Genomic DNA, 21,444 nt, shown 5'->3' on the forward strand with positions numbered 1-21,444 from the left:
AGGGGCTTATGGTTAAGGAAAATGCCAGAGGTGTGGTACTTTGTCTCGTCTTGGCTGGAATAAGCTGGTGCTTAGGGAGTTGGTTTTCAGTAGTGGGTGGGCCCGTTTTTGCCCTTCTAATCGGGATGAGCCTGCACTCTTATATCTCAAGGGAAAATGCGTTTCAGCCAGGCTTGACCTTTACCTCTAAGAAGATTTTACAGTACGCGGTCATTTGTTTGGGATTTGGATTAAACTTATCTGCGGTCCTGGCAGTCGGTCGTCAATCTCTTCCAATTATTCTTTCGACCATTAGTTTCGCCTTGATTTTGGCGGTTCTGATGTGGAAAATCTTGCCCATTTCATCTCATCTGGCAACCTTAATTGGCGTAGGGACCTCTATCTGTGGAGGGTCTGCCATTGCGGCGACGGCTCCCGTTATCCAGGCAGATGATGAGGATGTGGCACAGGCTATCTCGGTCATCTTTCTCTTTAATGTCTTGGCGGCCTTGATTTTTCCGACCTTGGCAACTTGGCTTGGGTTTTCGACCGATTCGGGTCAAGCCTTTGGGATGTTCGCCGGAACGGCGGTCAATGACACCTCGTCGGTTACCGCAACGGCGGCTACTTGGGACAGTCTTTATGGCCTAGGCAGTCAGACCTTAGACACGGCAGTGACCGTCAAGCTGACGCGGACCTTGGCTATTATCCCGATTACAACGGTCTTGGCGATTTGGCGGAGTCGAGGAAAGGGAGTTCAGGCAGACAAGAAGTCCCTCTTGGCAAGTTTTCCAACCTTTATCCTCTATTTTATCCTAGCCAGTCTGGTGACTACAATCGCAGGTCATGTTGGATTAGGGACGGACTTGTTTGCCCCACTCAAAACCCTGTCCAAGTTTCTCATTTGTATGGCTATGGCAGCTATTGGTTTGCGAACAGATGTCTTTTCTTTGGTGAAAAATGGCAGAGCTGCTCTCCTGGTCGGTTTAATTTGCTGGCTGGGAGTGACTGTGCTGACACTGGTTTGGCAGGCAATCTTGGGAATTTGGTAAAGCAAAACAGCCTTCTCTTGCGAGAGGCTGTTTTTTCATTCCTTCAATCTAAAGGTCTGCGGAGCTTTTTTCAATAAAATCCAGTAGCCGATGCTGACATAGGTAATCATGGCAAGAGACACCAGCAGGATATAGGTGTGACTGCCCAGGTCCAGCTGGGTATTGAGATAGGCTACCCAGTAGAGAGCTCCACTGAGAAATTTATAGACTGGGTTGACAACCTCCATATCCTTGGTAAAGGGTTGGAGAATATAGTAGATAAAGAGGTCGTGGAAGGAAAATAGGGCTGTTAGACTCAGCAGGAGCAGAGCAGTTAGGAGATAGGTTTCAATAGGGAGTTGCGCTCTGGTAAAGATGATGAGGGCCAATAATAGAGAACCAGAGAAGGCAGCATTTAATTTTACAGTTTGCAGAAAACGATAATGAAAGCCTGCAATAATGGTCTTTGCTTCGCGGTAAAATGGATAGTGGAGCATGGAAATATCGCAATTAACAAAGACCATCTGTGCGACTGCTTTTCCCATGGAGGCGGCATACATGACCATGAAAGCAAAAGGTAGTCCCTCGATGTAGTTGGCATTGCTTATCTCTATATCCTCTTTTGAAAACCAACGAATTCCTTCAATAAAAAGGACAATAGCTAAAAGACAACCCAATCGAAAATGCAGTTTTTTCGCAAGGACAGAACGATAGCGGTCAAATAGCAGAGCGTTTAGGTAGGTCATGCCTGACAGATGAGTCAGGTCCTTTCCTGTTTCCATACTCAGTTTCGCCTGCATCTGTAAACCTTGTCGGGTGTACTCGTTCCCTTTGGTCAGCTCAAAAATCTTCTTATCCATCTGCAAGGACTGGTCCATGCAATAATAGAGATAGTCCAGATGATTGGTCTGTTGCTTCAAATAACCGTAGCCAAACCAAATCAGCAAGACCTGACAGACAAGCACAGGCAGTAAAAAGATGGGTGACAGATGATTGCGGAAGAGGATAAGACTGGCAATAGTTGCTAGACCAGTACCCAAGATAACCCAGGATTGCCAAGAATTACGGCGGGATAGAATCCGTCGATTAAAAAAACAACGATTGAGAGCCTGTCCGGTAAAACTTCCTGCTGGAATGGTCAGTAATCCTAGAGGCAGATAGAGCCAATTTCCTGATAGGCTAGAAAAAATCAGCAGGGCAGGCAGGTAGGACAGACTGGTGATAATGGGTTCTACAAATAGTTGACTTTGGAGAAAACTAGATTGGGAAAGTCCAAAATTTTGCATGAATTCCCGTTCGGACTTGGCGATAAAAGGCTCAAATCCCTTGCCAAGCCGATAGGTGTAGCCAACAAAGATCAGCCATAGAGAAAAGCCAAGGAGCCAGGTCCCTGGAAGAATATTCCAAAAGGTCAATTCCTCACTGGCTAAGATATTCATCCAAAAGGAAGCAAAGTAGAAATTCAAGGCCAGCCACAAACCCTTGACAAGAAAGCGACTGGGAATGGAGAGGACGTGCAGGATCAAAAAGAGACTAGACTTAAAGCTATAAGACTTGAAAATACTCTCTGGAATGCTCTGGCCCACAAGCGGCAGTTTTCGCAGATAGTAGAAAAATCCGTTGACGGTCCGATAGAGGTTGTACTTTTCCTGATACCAAAAATAACGTAGAATGGTTTTCATAAGCCCCTCCTAGTCTGCTGTCAAGAGGGCAACCACTTCCTGTTCAAAGTCAGGGTCGTGGAGCTTGTCACTCGGAACAGCCTGTAATTCTTGGTGATGTAGCAAAACAATCTCGTCGCAGAGGTCTTGAGCCAGCTGTAGAATATGGGTGGAAAAGATAATAACGGAATTCTTCTTAGCCTCCCGAATCAGCTGCTTGAACTCGTGGGCAGCCACAGGGTCAAAGGAAGTCAGTGGCTCATCTAAGAGAAGGACAGGAGGCTGAACAATCAAAGACAGGAGTAATTGGACCTTGTTCTGCATACCGTGGGAAAAATCCTTGAGCAGACGGTGCTGGTCTTCAAAACCGATACCGACCAAGTTTAGCCATTCTTCTGGACTACGAGGAGATTTGAGCTTATCCTTGTGGATATCCATATAGAAACGGACAAACTCGTAAGCCGCCATAAAGGCAGGTAGTTGCGGATAGGTCTGGGTAAAACCGATGTCCGTGTTGTCGTAGTCAAAGGCATTTTCATCCTTCACAAACTGAATCGAGCCACCATCCAAGGTCAGATTACGGGCAATGCAGTTGAACAAGGTTGTCTTACCAGCCCCATTCCGCCCTAGCAAACCGTAAATCTTGCCTTGTTCAAAGCTAAAGGAGGCCTCTTCCAAAATGATTTTATGGTCGAATTTCTTGGAAACAGAAGAAAGTTTTAGTTGCATAGCCAATCTCCTTTTTTGTTATATTGTTATAGATTTATTATACAATAAAAACAAAAAAATTCAAGCAGATTTTTGCTTGAATTTAGAAAGAGGATAGGGATTGTTTTTGCTGACCCAGTTCATCGAAGTTACTATCCTTTAGCCAGTTTTCAAGGGCAAGCTTGCGGTCAGGCCATTCGTGGTCTAATAGAGAAAACCAGGCGGTATCTCGGTTACGTCCCTTATAAACCAGAGCCTGACGGAAGGTGCCTTCGTAGGTAAATCCCAGGCGTTTGGCAGCAGCTTGACTGGCTTGGTTGAGCGAGTCGCATTTCCATTCATAACGTCGATAGCCCAGTTCTTCAAACACATAGTTCATGAGAAGATAGTGAGCTTCTGTCGCCTGTCGGGTCCGTTGCAGTTGTGGCGAAAAGAGGACCCATCCCACTTCAATGGTACGATGGTTGGTATCTATTCGCATGAGTGCAAAGGTTCCGACTGCCTGATTGGTAGCTTTATCAACTATCGCAAGGTAATAAGGGTCAAAAGAGGCCATCATCTTTTGGAAATAGGCTTGAAAAGAGTCACGGTCTGCCAAGGGTTCAATGGGTAGATAGGTCCAGTCAGCTTTCTTGGCACTTGGTCCATAAAACTGATAGAGATCATCTGCATGATGGAGATTAAGCTTTTCTAGGCGAACTGTCTTTCCTTCTAGAATACTAATGTTTGGAAAAGCGCCAGTCGTATGGTTTGGTAGTGGGGATCCAATTTCTTGGTCAAATGAGTTGATAGGCATAGTTTCTCCTTTAGGTTGAGCTTGAAGAGCGATTTATAAAAGTGCACTACTCAAAGAAAATCAAACTCAGACTAGACAACGAAGATGTAGATAGAACTGAAGTTCATCAAATCAAGTCAACAACGTCTGAGTTGGATTTACGAAGAGTAGGAACTTCCAGCCACCCAGCCGGTTGCTAGACAGTAGGTGATGTTAAAGCCACCTGTGTGGGCATTGATATCCAAGACTTCACCAGCAAAGTGGAGGCCAGGAATTTTCTTACTTTCCAAGGTTTTGGGGTTGATTTCCTTGAGGTCAACGCCTCCCTTGGTCACAAAGGACTTGGCCAAGGACATCTTGCCCGTAATCTTAATCGGCAGGGCTTTGAGAAGGGTGACCAGATTGGTCAGGTCCTTTTGGGAAACTTGTTTGACCTTGCCGTCGTAGTTCTCAGCGAAAAAGTCGGCTAGGCGGTCTGGCATGAGTTCACCAAGGGCATTCTTGACAGATTTTTCCCTGTTTTTTTCTAAATGCTCAAACAAATCTTGTTCAGAATGGGTCGGCAGCGCATCGAGAAATGCGGTTTCTCCTCCTTTGACAAAACTAGACAGACGAAGAGCAGCAGGCCCCGACAGGCCAAAGTGGGTAAAGAGCAGGTCGTGAGTGATGACGTGCTTGCCGTAGGTCAGGGTGACGTCGTCCAGGGAAATGCCTTGGAGCTTCTTGTGGGGGAAGTCGGTCAAGACAGGGCTTTCTGCGGCTTCAATCTCTGTGACTTCCAGCTTAAAGTGGCGGGCAATGTCGTGTCCAAAACCGGTCGAGCCAGTGGAAGGATAGGTCTTGCCACCGGTGGTGACAATGAGCTGGGGAGCTGTAAAGGTTTCTTCGCTGGTCTTGACATGGAAGAGGTCGTCAATCTTGCGAACGGACACCACCTCGGTTCCTGTACGGATGTCCACGCCATTTTCCAACATTTTCATCTCCAAGCACTTGATAATGGTCTGGGAGCGATCGGTGGTCGGAAAGACACGGCCGTGGTCCTCCACCTTGAGCTTGACCCCATTTTCCTGAAAGAAATTCATGATGTCGTGGTTGTCAAACTGGGAAAAGACACTGTAAAGAAAGCGGCCATTGCCAGGAATGCCAGCCAGCAGGTCTTCCAGTGTGCCGTTGTTGGTCACATTGCAACGTCCGCCACCTGTGCCAGACAGCTTCTTGCCCAAACGCTTGTTTTTTTCAAGGAGCAGGGTCTTCTTGCCGTAAAAACTAGAAGAAATAGCGGCCATCATGCCAGCAGGCCCCGCTCCGATAATAATAGTATCTACTGTATTCATGCCTTTATTGTATCATATTTTTAACAAGAAAGTAGTTTGGGTCTTTGCTATGATTTGTGGAATTTTTCCTTGAGATAGAAGATGACGATTGCAGATCGAAGGGAGTATAATGAGACTGAGGAAGTCTAGTTTTTATTAGATGTCCAATCTGTAAATTAAAGGAAAATAGGTGGTAGCATGACAGGCGAGCAAAGAGAGTATCGTTTTCCAGAAGTTTTTTTGTGGGGCTCCTCCACTTCAGGTCCTCAAAGTGAGGGAAGCGTAGCTGGTGATGGAAAGGGGGGGAATAACTGGGATTATGGGAAATTTATGAAGAAGGGCTGTACGACATTGCCAAAAATATCCAGGAAAACTATGGAAATATTGAATGGTTGGTAACTGAGAACGGCATGGGAGTTGAGGGGGAAGATGTTTTTGAAGAAAATGGCATGATTCAGGATGACTATCGGATTAACTTCATGGAAGACCATTTGATTCAGCTCCATCGAGGTATTGATGAAGGGGCGAACTGTAAGGGCTATATGGTCTGGACATTTATTGACTGCTGGTCTTGGTTAAATGCCTATAAAAACCGATACGGTTTGGTCTCACTTGACCTCCAAACTCAGAAGCGTACCGTCAAAAAATCTGGATATTGGTTCAAGCAAGTGAGTGTTAGAAATGGTTTCATTAGATAGAATGTATATTTCGTTTCTACATAACATTGCATTGAGATAAGATGCTTTTGAGGTTTGTGATTATCCACTAATGCTTGGTAAGAAAATTCCCCTAGATTTGACAGGGATAGGGTTCTGTGGTAATATTTTAATGATACAAACTATGAGAAATGTAAGTACCGAGGATATTATGGGAATCGAAAAAACAGTCAGTGAGTTAGCTGAAATTTTAGGAGTGAGCCGGCAGGCTATGAATAATCGCGTCAAATCACTTCCTGAAGAATTTGTAGATAAAAATGACAAGGGTGTGACCGTTGTAAACCGTGCTGGCTTGATTAAGTTGGAGGAAATCTACAAAACAACCATTTTTGAAGATGAGCCGATTAGCGATGAAGTCAAGCATCGTGAATTGATGGAAATTTTAGTTGACGAGAAAAATGCTGAAATCATCCGCTTATATAGTCAATTAAAAGCCAAAGATAAGCAACTTGCCGAAAAAGATGAACAACTCAAGGTTAAAGATGTGCAGATTGCTGAGAAGGATAAACAGTTGGATCAGCAACAGCAATTGACACTAAAAGCTATGGCCGATAAGGAAGTTCTCAAGTTGGAATTGGACGAAGTTAAAGCACAGGCAGAAGAAGTGCAAGCTAAAGGCTTCTTTGCACGTTTGTTTGGGAAATAAAAAGGTCCGGGGGACCTTTTTATCATGAGCTTGAAAACAAGAGAGCGAATAAAGGTCCGGGGGACCTTTTTATCATGAGCTTGAAAACAAGAGAGCGAATAAAGGTCTGGGGGAGTGAAACAGTCTAGGGATAGACTGTTTCAGCCCGAGCTTGGAAATAAGAAAGCGAGGTATAGTCTAGGGATAGACTATTTCAGCCCGAGCTTGGAAATAAGAAAGCGAGGTATAGTCTAGGGATAGACTATTTCAGCCCGAGCTTGGAAATAAGAAAGCGAGGTATAGTCTAGGGATAGACTATTTCAGCCCGAGCTTGGAAATAAGAAAGCGAGGTATAGTCTAGGGATAGACTATTTCAGCCCGAGCTTGGAAATAAGAAAGCGAGGTACAGTCTGGGGATAGACTGTTTCAGCCCGCACTAAAAAATGGAAGATGACATGTGATATAAAAAGATTGGTGGGAACCAATCTTTTTTAGTTTAAGTAGTGAGCACAATTGAATTTGTGTTCTTCATTATATTAATTGGGCTCAAAGACTCTAGAAATCAGAAATGAAAAGGGATACAATTAAGACAAGGAGGAAAATATGGTTGATAATCGTACCATGGCGATTCTGATGGAATTGTTTGCGACTCGAAAAGAAAGTTTGTACGAACTTAGTATTCAAACAGGAATTGAAAAGGAGCAGCTACATTCTAATTTGGAACTAGTCAATCAATTGTTGCAAGAACATTCCTTCCCGCAGATACAATACAAAGATAGCGAGTTTGTTATTTCTACGGAGCTTTACAATCAAAAAGAAAGTGTATTTTCGCTCTTTCGCAATCGCCAGATCTATCTTTCGCAAGAAGAAAGACAGCTTCTTATCTATCTTTATACCTTTATCCGAAAAGAATTTGTATCAAACGTTCACTACCAAGAATTATTGAGTGTGAGCCGTAACACAACATTGACGGATATTAAGAATGTAAAGGAACTTTGCTTGGACTTTCAAGTACGCTTGGAATATACGAGGGCGAAAGGCTATCATCTAATTGGTCGAGAAGAAGATAAACATCGCTTGGCGCTTTATGCACTCAGTAATTGTTTGCAGTCTTCGATTGGTGTGTGGGCTTTGGATTATATTCTTAAATCTTGGGGTGAGGAAAATCCTATTGAAGAATTGAAAATAGTGAGTCAACAAGCTTGCAATTATTATAAAGTCTCAGCTTTAGAAGAGAGATTGGATGAATATTTGTATTTTTTGATATTTTTATTTATCCGTCAGGCGCGTGTTGGCAACCTTATTAACTGGAATTTTGAAGGAAAGGTAGGGTTTGTAAAAGATTTTCTGCAACGACTTTGGAAATTATTACGTTTAAAAAGTACTAGCACATTAGAATTAAATGCTGCGACACAAGAGTATCTGTCACATTTACTGCAAGGATGCTTAGAAGGTGAGAGCAGAGAAAAGGATGATTTATTTTACCACTTGACTGTAGAAATAGTGGAAGAGATGGAACGTTTGTCCTTAATTGCTTTTGAACATCGCTCGGAAATGATTGAAGGTTTGCAACGTCACCTAATTCCTGCTTACTACCGTTTAACATCTCGTTTGGTAAATGTCAATTCATATACTGAAACCATCAAAGAAGAGCATGCTGACTTGTTCTATCTTGTAAAAAAAGCTTTGCGACCTTTGGAAGAGCATCTAGGTTTTACTATACCAGATAGTGAGGTATCTTATTTTGTCATCCACTTTGGTGGCTACATCGAAGCAGGTCAACAACGTTCATATCGTTATCGGGCCTTGGTTGTTTGCCCAAATGGAGTGAGCTCTTCGCTGATTGTAAAAGAAAATCTACGGCAACTATTTCCTAATATCTATTTTGCCGATACCCATTCCTTACAGGATTGGAAGATGCTAGACATGACAGACTATGACATGGTATTTGGAACTATCAAGCTGAATATAGAGCTACCATTTTTCTTGGTATCCCAGCTGATGACCTCTAATCATAAAAAAGAATTATTTCATTTGGTTAATCAGCATTTCCCAAATGCGGCTTATTTTCCGATTGAGATTGAGCAGTTATTATCACTTATTGGGAAACATGCAACCATTCATCAGGAGCAGGCTTTAAAATATGAATTGGTGCAGTTTCTCAATCAGCGCTCCCATGAGCAAAGGGGAAGGAGTCCTATGTTAGAAGAATTGATTACAAAAGAGACCTTTCAATGGTCTGAGGAAGTTTTAGATTGGCAAAAAGCAGTTGCCCTGGCTGCACGACCTCTGGTAGATAAAGGAGCTATAGAAACTCGATATATTGATGCTATGATAGCGAAGGTAGAAGAGTTTGGTCCTTTTATTGACCTAGGTAAAGGAATTGCGATTCCACATGCACGACCAGAAGATGGGGTTAATGAGGTAGGGATGTCAATGTTGGTATTGGATAAGCCAGTTTATCTATTGGATGATCCTAGTCATGAAATTCAGCTGTTCATTTGTATTGCAGCCGTGGATAATCAAACCCATCTCAGAGCACTCTCGCATTTGACAAAAATTTTGCGAGAAGAAGAAAATATTCAACAACTTGTCGGCGCCAAAGAATTTGCCGACGTACAACATTTATTAAAGGAGGAACAGTAATATGTTACGAATTGGAACAGCCTGTGGCTCAGGTTTAGGCTCTAGCTTTATGGTTCAAATGAATATTGAATCCATTTTGCGAGATTTAGGTGTATCAGATGTTCATGTGGAGCATTATGATCTAGGTGGTGCCAATCCGAGTGAAGCAGATGTGTGGATTGTCGGACGTGACCTGGCTGATTCTGCAACTCATTTAGGAGATGTTCGAATATTGAATAGTATTATTGATATGAATGAGTTGAGGGAACTTGTCACGGCTATCTGTCAAGAAAAAGGTTTGGTTTAAATCGTATACACAGGGGATGACCCGCAAAGATAAAATTATAAAGGAGACAGAAAATGATATTGGATTTTCTCATTGATATTGCTAAAACTCCGGCAATTCTGGTTGCTCTCATTGCTATTCTAGGTTTAGCCTTACAGAAAAAGCCCGCAGCAGATTTAATTAAGGGGGGCTTGAAAACTTTTGTTGGTTTTATTGTTGTTGGTGGCGGAGCGAATATTATTGTTGGCTCGCTTGAGCCATTTGGTCAAATGTTTGAACAAGCTTTCAACTTGAAAGGGGTTGTTCCAAATAATGAAGCTATTGTAGCGATGGCTTTGGATAAGTATGGAACTGCTACATCCTTGATTATGTTGCTTGGAATGGTCTTCAATATTGTTATTGCTCGCTTTACACGCTTTAAATATATTTTCTTGACAGGACACCACACACTATATATGGCCTGTATGATTGCAGTTATCATGAGTGTTGCAGGTTTCACTTCTGTCGGCTTAATTGTGATGGGTGGGTTGGCTTTAGGTCTGATTATGACACTCTCCCCAGCCTTCGTTCAAAAATACATGATTCAATTGACAGGAAATGATCATGTTGCTCTAGGTCACTTCAGTGCACTTGGTTACTGGTTGAGTGGTGTAGTAGGCGGTTTGGTCGGTGATAAGTCTAAGTCTACGGAGGATATTAATTTCCCTAAAGGTTTGGCATTCTTGCGTGATTCAACTGTCAGCATTGCCATTTCTATGTCCTTGATTTACATGATTGTGGCTTTGTTTGCAGGCGGTGATTATATTAAGGAAAACCTTAGTGGTGGTACTAACAGTATGATTTACGCCTTGACCCTAGGTGGAACTTTTGCAGCAGGTGTTTTTGTTATCTTATCCGGTGTACGCTTAATTTTGGCGGAAATTGTTCCAGCCTTCAAAGGAATTTCAGAGAAGTTGGTTCCGAATTCCAAACCAGCCCTAGACTGTCCAGTTGTTTATCCTTATGCACCAAACGCCGTGTTGATTGGCTTTATCTCTAGTTTTGCAGGTGGTATTGTCAGCATGATTATTCTTGCCTTGACTGGCGGTGTCGTTATCCTTCCAGGTGTCGTACCACACTTCTTCTGTGGAGCTACTGCAGGTGTTATGGGGAATGCCTCAGGTGGTGTTCGTGGAGCTGTTTGCGGTGCCTTTATGCAAGGCGTTCTCATCAGTTTCTTGCCAGTGTTCTTGCTTCCAGTTTTGGGAGACCTTGGTTTTGCAGGTTCAACATTCTCAGATGCAGATTTTGGACTATCAGGTATTTTCTTGGGAATTCTTGCTAAAAATGGCGGTATTCTCACAGTTTCTGTTGGTATTTTTGCAGTATTGGCCTTGATGCTTGGATTGTCATTGGTGAAAAAAGAACAGAAAGAAGGATAATATGACTAGTGGTACAGCTAATTTGAAACGATTTGCCAAAGAAATTCGCTACCATACCTTGGCGACTTTGAATCGATTAGGATTTGGTCATTATGGTGGTAGCTTATCAATCGTAGAAGTGTTGGCTGCTCTATATGGAGAAATTCTGGACATTCGTGTCCAGAATTTCTCTTCTAAGGAGCGGGATCACTTTATTCTGTCTAAGGGACATGCAGGTCCAGCACTTTATAGTACGTTGTATTTGAAAGGCTTCTTTGATAGAGATTTTCTCTTGTCGCTAAATCAAAATGGAACACATTTGCCTTCACACCCTGACCGAAACTTAACGCCAGGGGTGGATATGACAACAGGTTCGTTGGGGCAAGGGATGAGTGTCGCGACGGGTGTTGCTTATGGTAAGAAGATAGAACAGTCACCGTACTATACCTATACTCTGGTAGGGGATGGGGAGCTTAACGAAGGTCAATGCTGGGAAGCGGCTCAGTTTGCAGCCCACCACGAACTATCGAAACTGATTCTGTTTGTGGATGACAATAAAAAACAACTAGACGGTCGAACTCGTGATATTTGCCAAACCTTTGATTTTGTTGAAAAATTTCAGGCTTTTGGTTGGGAATCAGTGCGTGTGAATGGTGCCGATATAGATGCTATTATAAATGCTATTCTAACATTGAAGTCAAGTAAGTCTCCTCAACCAAAATGTATCGTTCTTGATACTACTAAGGGGCAGGGAGTTACCTTCTTAGAAGAATTAGAAAGCAATCACCATTTGCGTTTGTCGGGTCAATTACGGGAAGATTTAGAGCAAGTAACACTTGTTTTAGCGAGAGAGTTGGAGGTGACGGAATGAGACAGACAAAGGAGATGCGACTGGTTTATAGTGATTTTCTAGCTCAGGTAGGGCAGGAAGACACAACCATAGCAGCTATTGAAGCAGATTTATCCAGTTCAATGGCTACCAACAAATTGTCCTCTGTTCTGGGTGGACGCTATGTCAATGTAGGTATCATGGAGCAGGAAATGGTAGGGGTAGCAGCCGGACTATCTCTTCTAGGATACAAGCCATACATTCATACTTTCGGACCATTTGCTAGTCGTAGAGTCTATGATCAGGTGTTTATCTCTCTAGCTTATGCCCAGCTTAATGCCACGATCATTGGTTCCGATGCGGGGGTATCAGCGGAGATGAATGGTGGGACTCACATGCCGTTTGAGGAGCTGGGCTTAATGCGGCTCATTCCAAAAGCGCGTGTTTATGAGGTCAGTGACGATGTCCAGTTTCAAGCTGTTCTAAAAGAAACCATCAAGGTAGACGGGTTGAAGTACATTCGGACCATTCGGAAAGCACCAACGGCTATTTATCAAGGTGGAGAAGATTTTAGCAAAGGATACTGTGTCCTTAGGCAAGGGGAGGATATGACCTTGCTTGCGAGTGGTATTATGGTAGAGCAGGCATTAAAGGCGGCGGATCAGTTAGAGGCTCAAGGAGTATCTGTTCAAGTCATTGATCTTTTTCGTATCAAACCAATTCATGAAGACATACCAGCTCTATTATCAGGAAGGCCAGTATTAACCGTAGAAAATCATAATCGAATTGGAGGCCTAGGTAGTAGCATTTGTGAATTAATGGCTACGGATTTGACGACCCCAGTACATCGAATTGGTATTGAGGAATCTTTTGGTCAAGTTGGGCAACAGGTCTATTTGATGGATGTTTATGGACTGACAGCAGAGCATATTGTTAAACAAGCACAATTAATGTTACAACAATAGTGAGATAGTGATTCGTATTTTATGTAGCCTTTCGATTTACTTTGGCTTGGAAATAGGAAAGCAAATCAAATGTAAAAAATCAAGCTCTTAGGAACTTGATTTTTTCTTATTCTCTACCCATTCTTCTCTTAAAATTCCATATTTGATAGAATCATGATAATGTCCTTGCCAGTACCGAACTTTGCGGATATGGGCTTCTTTGGTCATGCCTAATTTTTCTGCGGTTCTCATCATGCCCTTGTTGCCAGACCAGGTAGTGAGCCCGATGTGTTCCAATTCTGCAAATTGCTGGAAAATGGTATCAATCCAGAGTTGGAGAGCAGCTGTGCCATATCCTTTTCCCCAGACCTTATCGTCATAGATTTCAATCCCGATTTCGAGCCAGCGTGTTGACTGGCACTCCCAGTAATAGCTCACAAATCCAATAGGCAGCTGATCCACTAGGATTGCTCTGACACAATCTTTTTGTAACCACTGGTAGAGTTCAAGTGCTTGAAAATCTTCAAAAGTAGCGCAGGCCTGGTAGTCATCAAAATAGGGAGCTGCAAATTCCTTCCAGCGAGGTGCAGCTTCACGATGGCCAATCTTCCAAAGTGTATGCAAATAATCTTCAGTCATCGGTGCAATTCTAATCATGAGAACCTCCTTTATTTTTCTAGTCTAGCATATTTGATGAAGGCTTGCAATTCCTGTCAGAATATGGGACACTAGAATCATGAAAAAGATACAGCGTGAATTTCAAAAAATATATTACAACTTAGACAAGATTCTTTTGCTCTTTTTTACCCTGTTTACCTTTATGGAATTTGTTTGGATACCGCTCAATTCATGGATTTCTGAGGGACTCTTAGCTATGACAGGGCATGCCTACCTTTCACCGACGAATTTGTTGTCGGTGTTTGCTGAAAATCCGCTCGTGACAGGCTTGTTTATTCTCCTCTTTTTTGTCAACATTGCCATTGCCTATCTAGAATTAGCTCTATTGTTCACAGGGGTTTGGCAACTGTTGGATGAAAAAGTCAAGCACCTCCCCGACTATTTACGGGATGTACGAGATAGTATGGTGGCGATTATCCGTCACAGCAGCCTACCAAAGGTTTTATTTCTCCTCTTTTACTCAGTTATTCTTCTCCCGTCTTTACGACGGGTATTAAATATCTATTATTTTAATAAAATCGTAGTACCCCAATTTATCGTAGATTACCTATCCAACACAGTCTGGCTAGGAATATTGATTTTGTTCTTTCTCCTCTTGTTCTTCTGGCTCGCATCACGCTTTATGTACGCTCTGCCGAACATTTACTTTGAACACAGGAGTGTGAAGGAGTCCATCGCCTATTCTTGGAAGAAGACCAGGGGAAGAAAGCAAGTCAGTTCCTTTTTCCGTCTGATTTGGCTGGTCACTTTTCCAGTCCTCCTATTCACAGGAATAGGGATATTGCTCTATCTAGTACAGTTAGTGGCTGAACCTTATCTACCAGACACAGGCCCATCATATTGGCTGGCAGTTGTTTGTTATGCAATCCTAAAATTAGCCTACTACGGAGTAGTTGCGCTCTTTATGATGGGATTCATTAGTCTCTTAACAGGGAAACAATTGCCAAACTACCGCCGTAAACGCCTCCGTCATCGCCTGCGATTGGCAATTTTACTAGTATCTGGTCTGGTGTTCGGTACCCAAGGAGCGCTTGCACTCTACTATCCCTTCGATACCCTGCCAGTTACCATTTCCCATCGCGGTGTTGACAATGGCAATGCTGTCCAGAACTCTATCGAGGCCCTAGAGAAAACCTCTCAACTCAAGCCAGACTATATTGAGATGGATGTTCAGGAGACGAAGGATGGTCAGTTTATTGTCATGCATGATACGGATTTATTGGCTTTGACGGGCAATTCCGGAGGTACACATGACTATACTCTTGCAGAGTTGACAGGGATGACTGCATCAGAAAACGGCATGACAGCTCCAGTTCCTTCTTTTGATGAATATCTTGAAAAAGCGGATGAGCTAGAACAAAAATTATTGGTAGAAATTAAAGTGACCAAGGCAGATTCGCCAAAACTCACCCAGAATTTCTTAAAAAAATACGGTCAACGTTTGATTGCCAAAGGACACCAGATGCAATCACTAGATTACCGTACTATTATCGAAATAAAGCAGTACAGCGAGAAATTAGTATCCTTCTTTATTCTTCCGTTCAACTCTATCTATCCGACGACGGTTGCTGATGGTTATACAATGGAATACACTTCGCTGGATCAAAACTTTATGGTAAAATCTTGGATTCGTGGGAAGTTAGTTTATGCTTGGACACCGAATGAAGAAGAGAGTATGACCAAGATGTTGCTGTTACAAGTGGATGGTATCATCACTGACAACATGACCGATCTCCAAAGTCTGATGGAGGAAATGAAAGAGAATCGACGTTATCCAGACCTCTTTTTCCTGCAATTTCAGTCTTTGATTTATAATTTTGAATAAACAAAGACGCGAAGGCCTGGCCCAATCGCGTCTTTTCTGTCTTAAAATGGTAATTTACCTGCAAAGGCACCTAGTTTTTTCTGAGTTGCCTCGTCAACTTTTATAAGTGCAGCGTTGACGGCTTGGATTGTCATTTCTTGCAAGGTTTCAAGGTCGTCTGCATCTACAACATCAGCCTTGAAGTCGATAGAAACCAATTTCTTATCTCCAGTAAAAGTAGCAGTAACCAAGTCCTGTACAGAGCTACCAGTAAATTGAGTAGCAGCCAACTCAGCCTGGCTCTTCTCCATTTGTTTTTGAAGTTTTTGAGCTTGGCGCATCATGTTTTGCATGTTCATCATAAGATTTTTAAAATTCCTTTCGTACCAAGGGGTTAGACCCTCTGGTTAAATTTTCGTTGCCTTATTTTGCCTTATAGTTAAAAATTTTCAAAGGCAGAGGCGTAGTAAATATTATAACATGTTTTATGTAGATAATGCTACCTTCTTAAAATAAGTTATAGTCAGCAATATCGGATATAAACTGGTAAATTCTCAAAGTAAGTTCTAGTTCCCGTCCTTCCAGAAGTTACTCTGAGAAAACTGCATAACATCAACAGAATTTAGTCTCAGACTAAGTTCTGTTTTTGACTAAAAATGTTGATAGTAGTGAGTTTTAGGGTTGAAAATGTTGAAAAAAAGAGTACACTAAAGTTACTGGCTCTGAGACGTCTCAAAGTAAGTTCTAGCTATCTGGAATTTTGGATGGGACAAGTTCCTTTCTATTTTGAAATTATTTTTTGATAAAAACTAACGATTATTTATCCAATAATCGAGGTGATTGGATGACGTTCTCAGGGTCAATTTTAGAGATTCCCAAAAGCGTTGCCAATTCATCACCGTAGGTAAATGTAAAGAGTTCATAGGCGGATTTTCCGTTGAAAGAAGCTCGTCTGACGCTGTTGACATGCGAACAAACCAGGTTGATATCCTCCTGTGTCAAGTTATCAAACGAACTTCCTTTAGGAAGAATATCTCTGATAAGTGTGTGATTCTTCTCAATTCTCCCTTTCTGGTCAGAACGATTTGGGTCACAGAAGAATAGCTTAGATTCTCCACGAACATCCATTTCGATGTCGTCCACTCTAGCGAATTCACCACCATTATCGGTCAGAATGACAGGGAATAGTTCGCAGAAGTCCATCTCTTTCTGATGTAGGTCATTCTTGATAGCGTAGAGATGTTTAGCGACCTCATTAGCTGTTTTATTATCAAGTAATCGAGCGAAGATAAAGTTACAGAAGGAGAGGTTAAAGGCGAGAAGTACCTTTCCGCCGATCCGTCCAGTAACGGTGTCCATTTCCAGCCAATAGCTGCTTCCTTTCTCTGCGAGAAAGCGTTGGAAGTCCTCGTAAGACCGTCCTTCTCTGGCAGTTTTAGGAATGGGTTGTAGGTTTCTGGTTCTCCGCTTTCTGAATTTCACGACACGGGGGAAATCAATGGGCTTTGTGGACAGATAGCCTTTTTCAAGGTATCGGTAGATAGAAGCTCTGGATGCCGAAAGTTCGTTTGAGGCGATGATGTGGTTGAGGTGTTGTCCCTTTTGGATGGCAGTAGAAACAATCTCATCCATGCGATAGAATTCTTCCTTGTTTAGTGCAACACCTGTTCTCGAGTCTGAGAGCTTAGCTTCATAATCAAGCTGAGCTCTTTTTGCGTAGTAGAACTGTTTCTGGTATCCGCAGTTGCTTCTCTTTTTCGGACAGGCATTACAAACGTAGGGAGCCTTTTTGAGTAGAGGGCAAGAATCACAATTGGATGTCACAGAATTTTCTTTAACCACTCGATTTCTCCGAACTTCTTTTGAGATTGTAGAAGGATCTTTACCTAACTTAGCTGCTATAGCTGAGAAGGGCTTAAGTTGTTCAATTCCTATTTGAATATCATTGCGATCAGAGAGAGTTAAGTGTTTGTTTTTCATTGTCAGTTACCAACTTGTCCCATAGTAAGTTCTACCTTATTTCTTTGTCTCAGTCTAATTTCCAGTTTTTAAGACAGACTAGAACTTACTTTGGGAATTTAGCTCGGATATAAACTTGACATATTAATCTATTTTAAATTGACTTTGAGGGATAAATTCGCTATAATATAAGAAAAAACTGGTTATAACCAGAAAACAAGGAGGAGCTATGTTCCGTTTAGCAAAAGAAGAATTAGAAAAATTGGGAGCTATTATTACGGCGACCGAAATTTACCAACAGCCTGGCTTGTGGAAAGAGGCTTATCAACTCTATCTTGACCAGCTTGAGAAGATTGAGGGCTTCTTGAAGGCTATCAAGGAAAAACATGACTTTGTTCACGTCGTTTTTACAGGTGCAGGGACTTCTGATTTTGTTGGGCAAAGTATTGCCAACTATCTCAACCAAGTCAATGACTTGAAACACATTCGTTTTTCTGCCATTGGTACAGTGGAGCTGGTTAGTCGCCCACATGACTATTTACAGGCAGATATTCCAACGGTTTTGGTATCCTTTGCCCGTTCAGGAAATTCACCAGAAAGTGTGGCAGCAGTAGAAGTTGCCAAGCAATTGGTAGATAAATTGTATCAAGTGACCATTACCTGTGCACCAGAAGGTAAGCTGGCACTAGCGGCTGAAGGAGATGCTGAAAATCTCCTGCTCTTGCAACCAGCTGGTTCAAACGATAAGGGCTTTGCCATGACAGGTTCTTACAGCTGTATGGCTCTGACAGCCCTCCTCGTCTTCTCGCCAGCCAGTCAAGAAGAAAAAGCTGCTTGGGTTGAGATCATTGCCCGTCTGGGTCAAGATGTTTTGGACCGTGAAGACTACGTGCAAGACTTGATTAACCTTGATTTTGAGCGAGTGATTTACCTCGGTTCAGGTGGTTTCTACGGTCTTGCCCACGAAGCTCAGTTGAAAATTCTGGAATTGACAGCAGGCAAAATTGCGACCATGTACGAGTCACCACTCGGTTTCCGTCATGGACCAAAATCCTTCATCAATGAAAAGACCTTGATTTTCCTCTTTGCCTCAAACGATGCCTACACTCGTCAGTATGATGTGGACTTGCTCAATGAAGTCCATGGTGATGGCATAGCAGAGCGGATAGTGGCATTGTCGGCTGATAAGTTAGTCGGTACAGAAGCAGCCAATTTTGTCTTGGCAGAGGGTGGGGCAGATCTGCCAGATGTTTTCCTAACCTTCCCTTACATCATCTTTGCCCAAACGGTATCTATTATGGCAGCCATTAAGTGCAACAACTTGCCAGATACACCATCACCAACAGGCACCGTCAACCGTGTGGTGCAGGGTGTGATTATACATCCACTAGAAAAATAGTTACATGTATTCAATGATGAAGAAGCAGAGCTATTCGGTAGAGTTTTAACACATAAAAAACACATCCAACCACCTGAGTATCGTGGTATAATATAGTATATAATAAAATATAATATATTTAGGGATGGTAGAAATGGAAACTGCAAATAAAAAATTCAGATATAGTATTCGTAAATTTAAAGTCGGCGTAGGCTCGGTGCTAATTGCTACTTGCCTACTTGGTGCGGGAGTCTCGACACCAACCGCTTTTGCGACGACAGAGACTTCAACAGCTACAGAGACTACAAAAACACCTCTTCAAAAGCTCCAAGACCTTGTAAAAGAGCTAGAAACGGACTTGGAAAAATTGAATGAATTTCCTGAATATGATCGTTCTGAGTACTCGTTTCAAAAAAGCTTGTGGGATTTTTATTTAGGATTTGGAAAAGCTGAAATGGGGCGTGTTTCTACTTTGAAGGAGGATGCACCCGAAATTTCTAGGATTTCTGGACTATTATCTGATTTTAAAAACCATATTACAATGGAACGTTTGACACGTGAGGTTGCTCAGTATCGTAAAAAATACCCTGGTAATGAAAACATTGAGAAAGAATATGATGCGCATTTAAAGCAAGACGAAGACAAGAGTACAGCTAGCCAAGAGGGCGATACCTTAAGAGACTACGTTGATGGAGAAGCAAGTAGGGCCATGGACAGAATTAAGCAACGAGTTGCTGAACTGGAAAAATCAAAACAACCCCAGCCAAGTCCCGCAGATGAGCCAGATCCAGCTCCAAAAGAGGAGGATACACCGGCACCGAAAGTAGAAGAGGAAACACAGGAGCCGAAAACAGAAGAGAAGGCACCAGAGACGAAAGAAGAAACTCCAACTCCAGCACCGGACGCAGCTCCAGCGCCGAAAGCAGAGGACGAAGTTCCTGCTCCAATGCCAGAGGCACCAGCGCCGAAAGAGGAAGAAGTTCCAGTTCCAACACCGAAAGCAGAAGCGCCAAAAGCCGAGGAAGAAATTCCGACTCCAATGCCAGAGGCTCCGGCTCCAAAAGAGGAGGACACACCGGCACCGAAAGTAGAAGAGGAAACACAGGAGCCGAAAACAGAAGAGAAGGCACCAGAGACGAAAGAAGAAACTCCAACTCCAGCACCGGACGCAGCACCAGCGCCGAAAGCAGAGGACGAAGTTCCGGCTCCAATGCCAGAGGCACCAGCGCCGAAAGAGGAAGAAGTTCCAGTTCCAACACCGGAATCAGAAGCGCCAAAAGCCGAGGAAGAAATTCCGACTCCAATGCCAGAGGCTCCGGCTCCAAAAGAGGAGGACACTCCGGCACCGAAAGTAGAAGAGAAGGCACCAGAGACGAAAGAAGAAACTCCAACTCCAGCACCGGACGCAGCTCCAGCGCCGAAAGCAGAGGACGAAGTTCCGGCTCCAATGCCAGAGGCACCGGCTCCAAAAGAGGAGGACACACCGGCACCGAAAGTAGAAGAGGAAACACAGGAGCCGAAAACAGAAGAGAAGACTCCGGAAACGAAAGAAGAAACCCCAGTCCCAACTCCGGACGCAGCTCCAGCGCCGAAAGCAGAGGACGAAGTTCCGGCTCCAATGCCAGAGGCACCAGCGCCGAAAGAGGAAGAAGTTCCAGTTCCAACACCGGAATCAGAAGCGCCAAAAGCCGAGGAAGAAATTCCGACTCCAATGCCAGAGGCACCGGCTCCAAAAGAGGAGGACACTCCGGCACCGAAAGTAGAAGAGGAAACACAGGAGCCGAAAACAGAAGAGAAGACTCCGGAAACGAAAGAAGAAACTCCAACTCCAGCACCGGAAGCAGCTCCAGCGCCGAAAGCAGAGGACGAAGTTCCGGCTCCAATGCCAGAGGCACCGTCTCCAAAAGAGGAGGACACTCCGGCACCGAAAGTAGAAGAGGAAACAGAGGAGCCGAAAACAGAAGAGAAGACTCCGGAAACGAAAGAAGAAACCCCAGTCCCAACTCCGGACGCAGCTCCAGCTCCAACACCAAAAGAGGAAGGGATTCCAGCTCCAATGCCAGACACTCCAATGGACAAACCGAAAACTGATAAAGTAGAGTCTGACAAACAGATGCCAGAGGCTAAGCAACCAGAAATGGACCAACCGAAAGCAGAAGACATGCCGAAGGAGGAAATGCCAAAGGCTGAGCAACCAAAAGCGGAAGACTCTGCACCTAAGACAGCAGTTCCAGAAGTCGCACCAAAAACAGCGGAAAAACCAAAGCTAGACTTCGCAACAAAAGAACGCAAGGTAGAAGAAGCTCTCCCTATCAAAGAAGAAATCAGATATGATGCAAGCCTAGCACTTGGCAAATCATACCTTCTTCAAGAAGGAAAAGCAGGTAAAAAAGTATCTGTTTATCAAGATGTCATAGTTGATGGTAAAGTTGTCGCAACCAACCTATTATCAGAAACTGTTGTTGAAGGCCAAAATCGTATCCTTGTAAAAGGTAGCTTGGAAATGAAGAAAGAAGAAGTAAAAACAACTCCTTCAGTACAATCAAATCCAACAATGAGTCAGAAGGGTGCACCTTCTGCAAACAAAGCAACCCTACCTGCAACAGGTGAACAACGCAATAACCTAACCTTAGTAGGCCTTGGTTTAGCTGGAATTAGCTTGGCAGTAGTCGCTACAGCTATAAATAAAAAATCTAAAGATCAAATCTAAACCATTATGAAATAATAAAGAGG

The 21,444-nt window shown here is 43.1% G+C and carries 18 protein-coding genes and 1 pseudogene; 12 read left to right on the top strand and 7 right to left on the bottom strand.

The window, feature by feature from the left end:
- The first annotated feature begins 8 nt into the window (after positions 1-8).
- Positions 9-1,031, top strand: a complete 1,023-nt coding sequence (locus tag CWM22_01145) for a putative sulfate exporter family transporter (protein ID AUC90632.1) — start codon at positions 9-11, stop codon at positions 1,029-1,031.
- Positions 1,032-1,066: 35 nt separating this feature from the next.
- On the opposite strand, the gene CWM22_01150 is transcribed toward CWM22_01145, so the two are convergent.
- The 4 genes from CWM22_01150 to CWM22_01165 all read right to left on the bottom strand — a co-directional run bounded on the left by CWM22_01150 (position 1,067) and on the right by CWM22_01165 (position 5,488).
- Positions 1,067-2,692: a hypothetical protein gene (locus tag CWM22_01150; GenBank protein AUC90633.1), complete on the bottom strand. Its 1,626-nt coding sequence runs from the start codon at positions 2,690-2,692 to the stop codon at positions 1,067-1,069.
- Positions 2,693-2,701: 9 nt separating this feature from the next.
- Positions 2,702-3,400: an ABC transporter ATP-binding protein gene (locus CWM22_01155; GenBank protein ID AUC90634.1), complete on the bottom strand. Its 699-nt coding sequence runs from the start codon at positions 3,398-3,400 to the stop codon at positions 2,702-2,704.
- A gap of 82 nt (positions 3,401-3,482) precedes the next feature.
- A complete protein-coding gene (locus CWM22_01160) occupies positions 3,483-4,175 on the bottom strand; it encodes an N-acetyltransferase (protein ID AUC90635.1) in 693 nt (230 codons plus the stop codon).
- A gap of 137 nt (positions 4,176-4,312) precedes the next feature.
- Positions 4,313-5,488, bottom strand: coding sequence for an aminoacetone oxidase family FAD-binding enzyme (locus tag CWM22_01165; protein AUC90636.1), 1,176 nt, complete (start codon positions 5,486-5,488; stop codon positions 4,313-4,315).
- Positions 5,489-5,665: 177 nt separating this feature from the next.
- Between CWM22_01165 and CWM22_01170 the strand changes: the two genes are divergently transcribed.
- The 8 genes and pseudogenes from CWM22_01170 to CWM22_01205 all read left to right on the top strand — a co-directional run bounded on the left by CWM22_01170 (position 5,666) and on the right by CWM22_01205 (position 12,913).
- Positions 5,666-5,866, top strand: coding sequence for a hypothetical protein (locus CWM22_01170; GenBank protein AUC90637.1), 201 nt, complete (start codon positions 5,666-5,668; stop codon positions 5,864-5,866).
- Positions 5,788-6,165: pseudogene (locus tag CWM22_01175) on the top strand (6-phospho-beta-glucosidase). The gene CWM22_01170 and the pseudogene CWM22_01175 overlap by 79 nt, the downstream one beginning before the upstream one ends.
- A 169-nt stretch (positions 6,166-6,334) precedes the next feature.
- Positions 6,335-6,829 carry a DUF536 domain-containing protein gene (locus CWM22_01180; protein ID AUC90638.1) on the top strand — a complete coding sequence of 165 codons (495 nt, stop codon included), beginning with the start codon at positions 6,335-6,337 and terminating at the stop codon, positions 6,827-6,829.
- 582 nt (positions 6,830-7,411) lie between these two features.
- Positions 7,412-9,454 carry a PTS sugar transporter subunit IIC gene (locus CWM22_01185; GenBank protein AUC90639.1) on the top strand — a complete coding sequence of 681 codons (2,043 nt, stop codon included), beginning with the start codon at positions 7,412-7,414 and terminating at the stop codon, positions 9,452-9,454.
- 1 nt (position 9,455) lies between these two features.
- Positions 9,456-9,740, top strand: a complete 285-nt coding sequence (locus CWM22_01190) for a PTS lactose transporter subunit IIB (GenBank protein AUC90640.1) — start codon at positions 9,456-9,458, stop codon at positions 9,738-9,740.
- A gap of 53 nt (positions 9,741-9,793) precedes the next feature.
- Positions 9,794-11,140: a PTS ascorbate transporter subunit IIC gene (locus CWM22_01195; GenBank protein ID AUC90641.1), complete on the top strand. Its 1,347-nt coding sequence runs from the start codon at positions 9,794-9,796 to the stop codon at positions 11,138-11,140.
- A 1-nt stretch (position 11,141) separates the two neighbouring features.
- On the top strand, positions 11,142-11,990 hold the full coding sequence (locus CWM22_01200; protein AUC90642.1) for a transketolase: 849 nt from the start codon (positions 11,142-11,144) through the stop codon (positions 11,988-11,990).
- Positions 11,987-12,913, top strand: coding sequence for a transketolase (locus CWM22_01205; protein AUC90643.1), 927 nt, complete (start codon positions 11,987-11,989; stop codon positions 12,911-12,913). Before CWM22_01200 ends, CWM22_01205 begins: the two co-directional genes overlap by 4 nt.
- A gap of 87 nt (positions 12,914-13,000) precedes the next feature.
- Here CWM22_01205 and CWM22_01210 read toward each other — a convergent pair whose 3' ends face one another.
- Entirely contained in the window at positions 13,001-13,549 is a 549-nt protein-coding gene (locus tag CWM22_01210; GenBank protein AUC90644.1) for an N-acetyltransferase, read from the bottom strand.
- Positions 13,550-13,628: 79 nt separating this feature from the next.
- Here CWM22_01210 and CWM22_01215 point away from each other — a divergent pair, with 79 nt between their 5' ends.
- A complete protein-coding gene (locus CWM22_01215; protein ID AUC90645.1) occupies positions 13,629-15,395 on the top strand; it encodes a glycerophosphodiester phosphodiesterase in 1,767 nt (588 codons plus the stop codon).
- A gap of 41 nt (positions 15,396-15,436) precedes the next feature.
- On the opposite strand, the gene CWM22_01220 is transcribed toward CWM22_01215, so the two are convergent.
- Together CWM22_01220 and CWM22_01225 are read right to left on the bottom strand one after the other, a co-directional pair.
- Complete coding sequence (locus tag CWM22_01220; protein ID AUC90646.1) at positions 15,437-15,736, bottom strand: YbaB/EbfC family nucleoid-associated protein; 300 nt, start codon at positions 15,734-15,736, stop codon at positions 15,437-15,439.
- 454 nt (positions 15,737-16,190) lie between these two features.
- Positions 16,191-17,354 carry an IS30 family transposase gene (locus tag CWM22_01225; GenBank protein AUC90647.1) on the bottom strand — a complete coding sequence of 388 codons (1,164 nt, stop codon included), beginning with the start codon at positions 17,352-17,354 and terminating at the stop codon, positions 16,191-16,193.
- Positions 17,355-17,562: 208 nt separating this feature from the next.
- Between CWM22_01225 and agaS the strand changes: the two genes are divergently transcribed.
- Positions 17,563-18,732 carry a tagatose-6-phosphate ketose isomerase gene (agaS, locus tag CWM22_01230; protein AUC90648.1) on the top strand — a complete coding sequence of 390 codons (1,170 nt, stop codon included), beginning with the start codon at positions 17,563-17,565 and terminating at the stop codon, positions 18,730-18,732.
- 133 nt (positions 18,733-18,865) lie between these two features.
- Positions 18,866-21,421: a cell surface protein gene (locus CWM22_01235; protein AUC90649.1), complete on the top strand. Its 2,556-nt coding sequence runs from the start codon at positions 18,866-18,868 to the stop codon at positions 21,419-21,421.
- Positions 21,422-21,444 lie beyond the last annotated feature (23 nt).

Source organism: Streptococcus suis, from assembly GCA_002831545.1.
Lineage (GTDB): Bacteria > Bacillota > Bacilli > Lactobacillales > Streptococcaceae > Streptococcus > Streptococcus suis_P.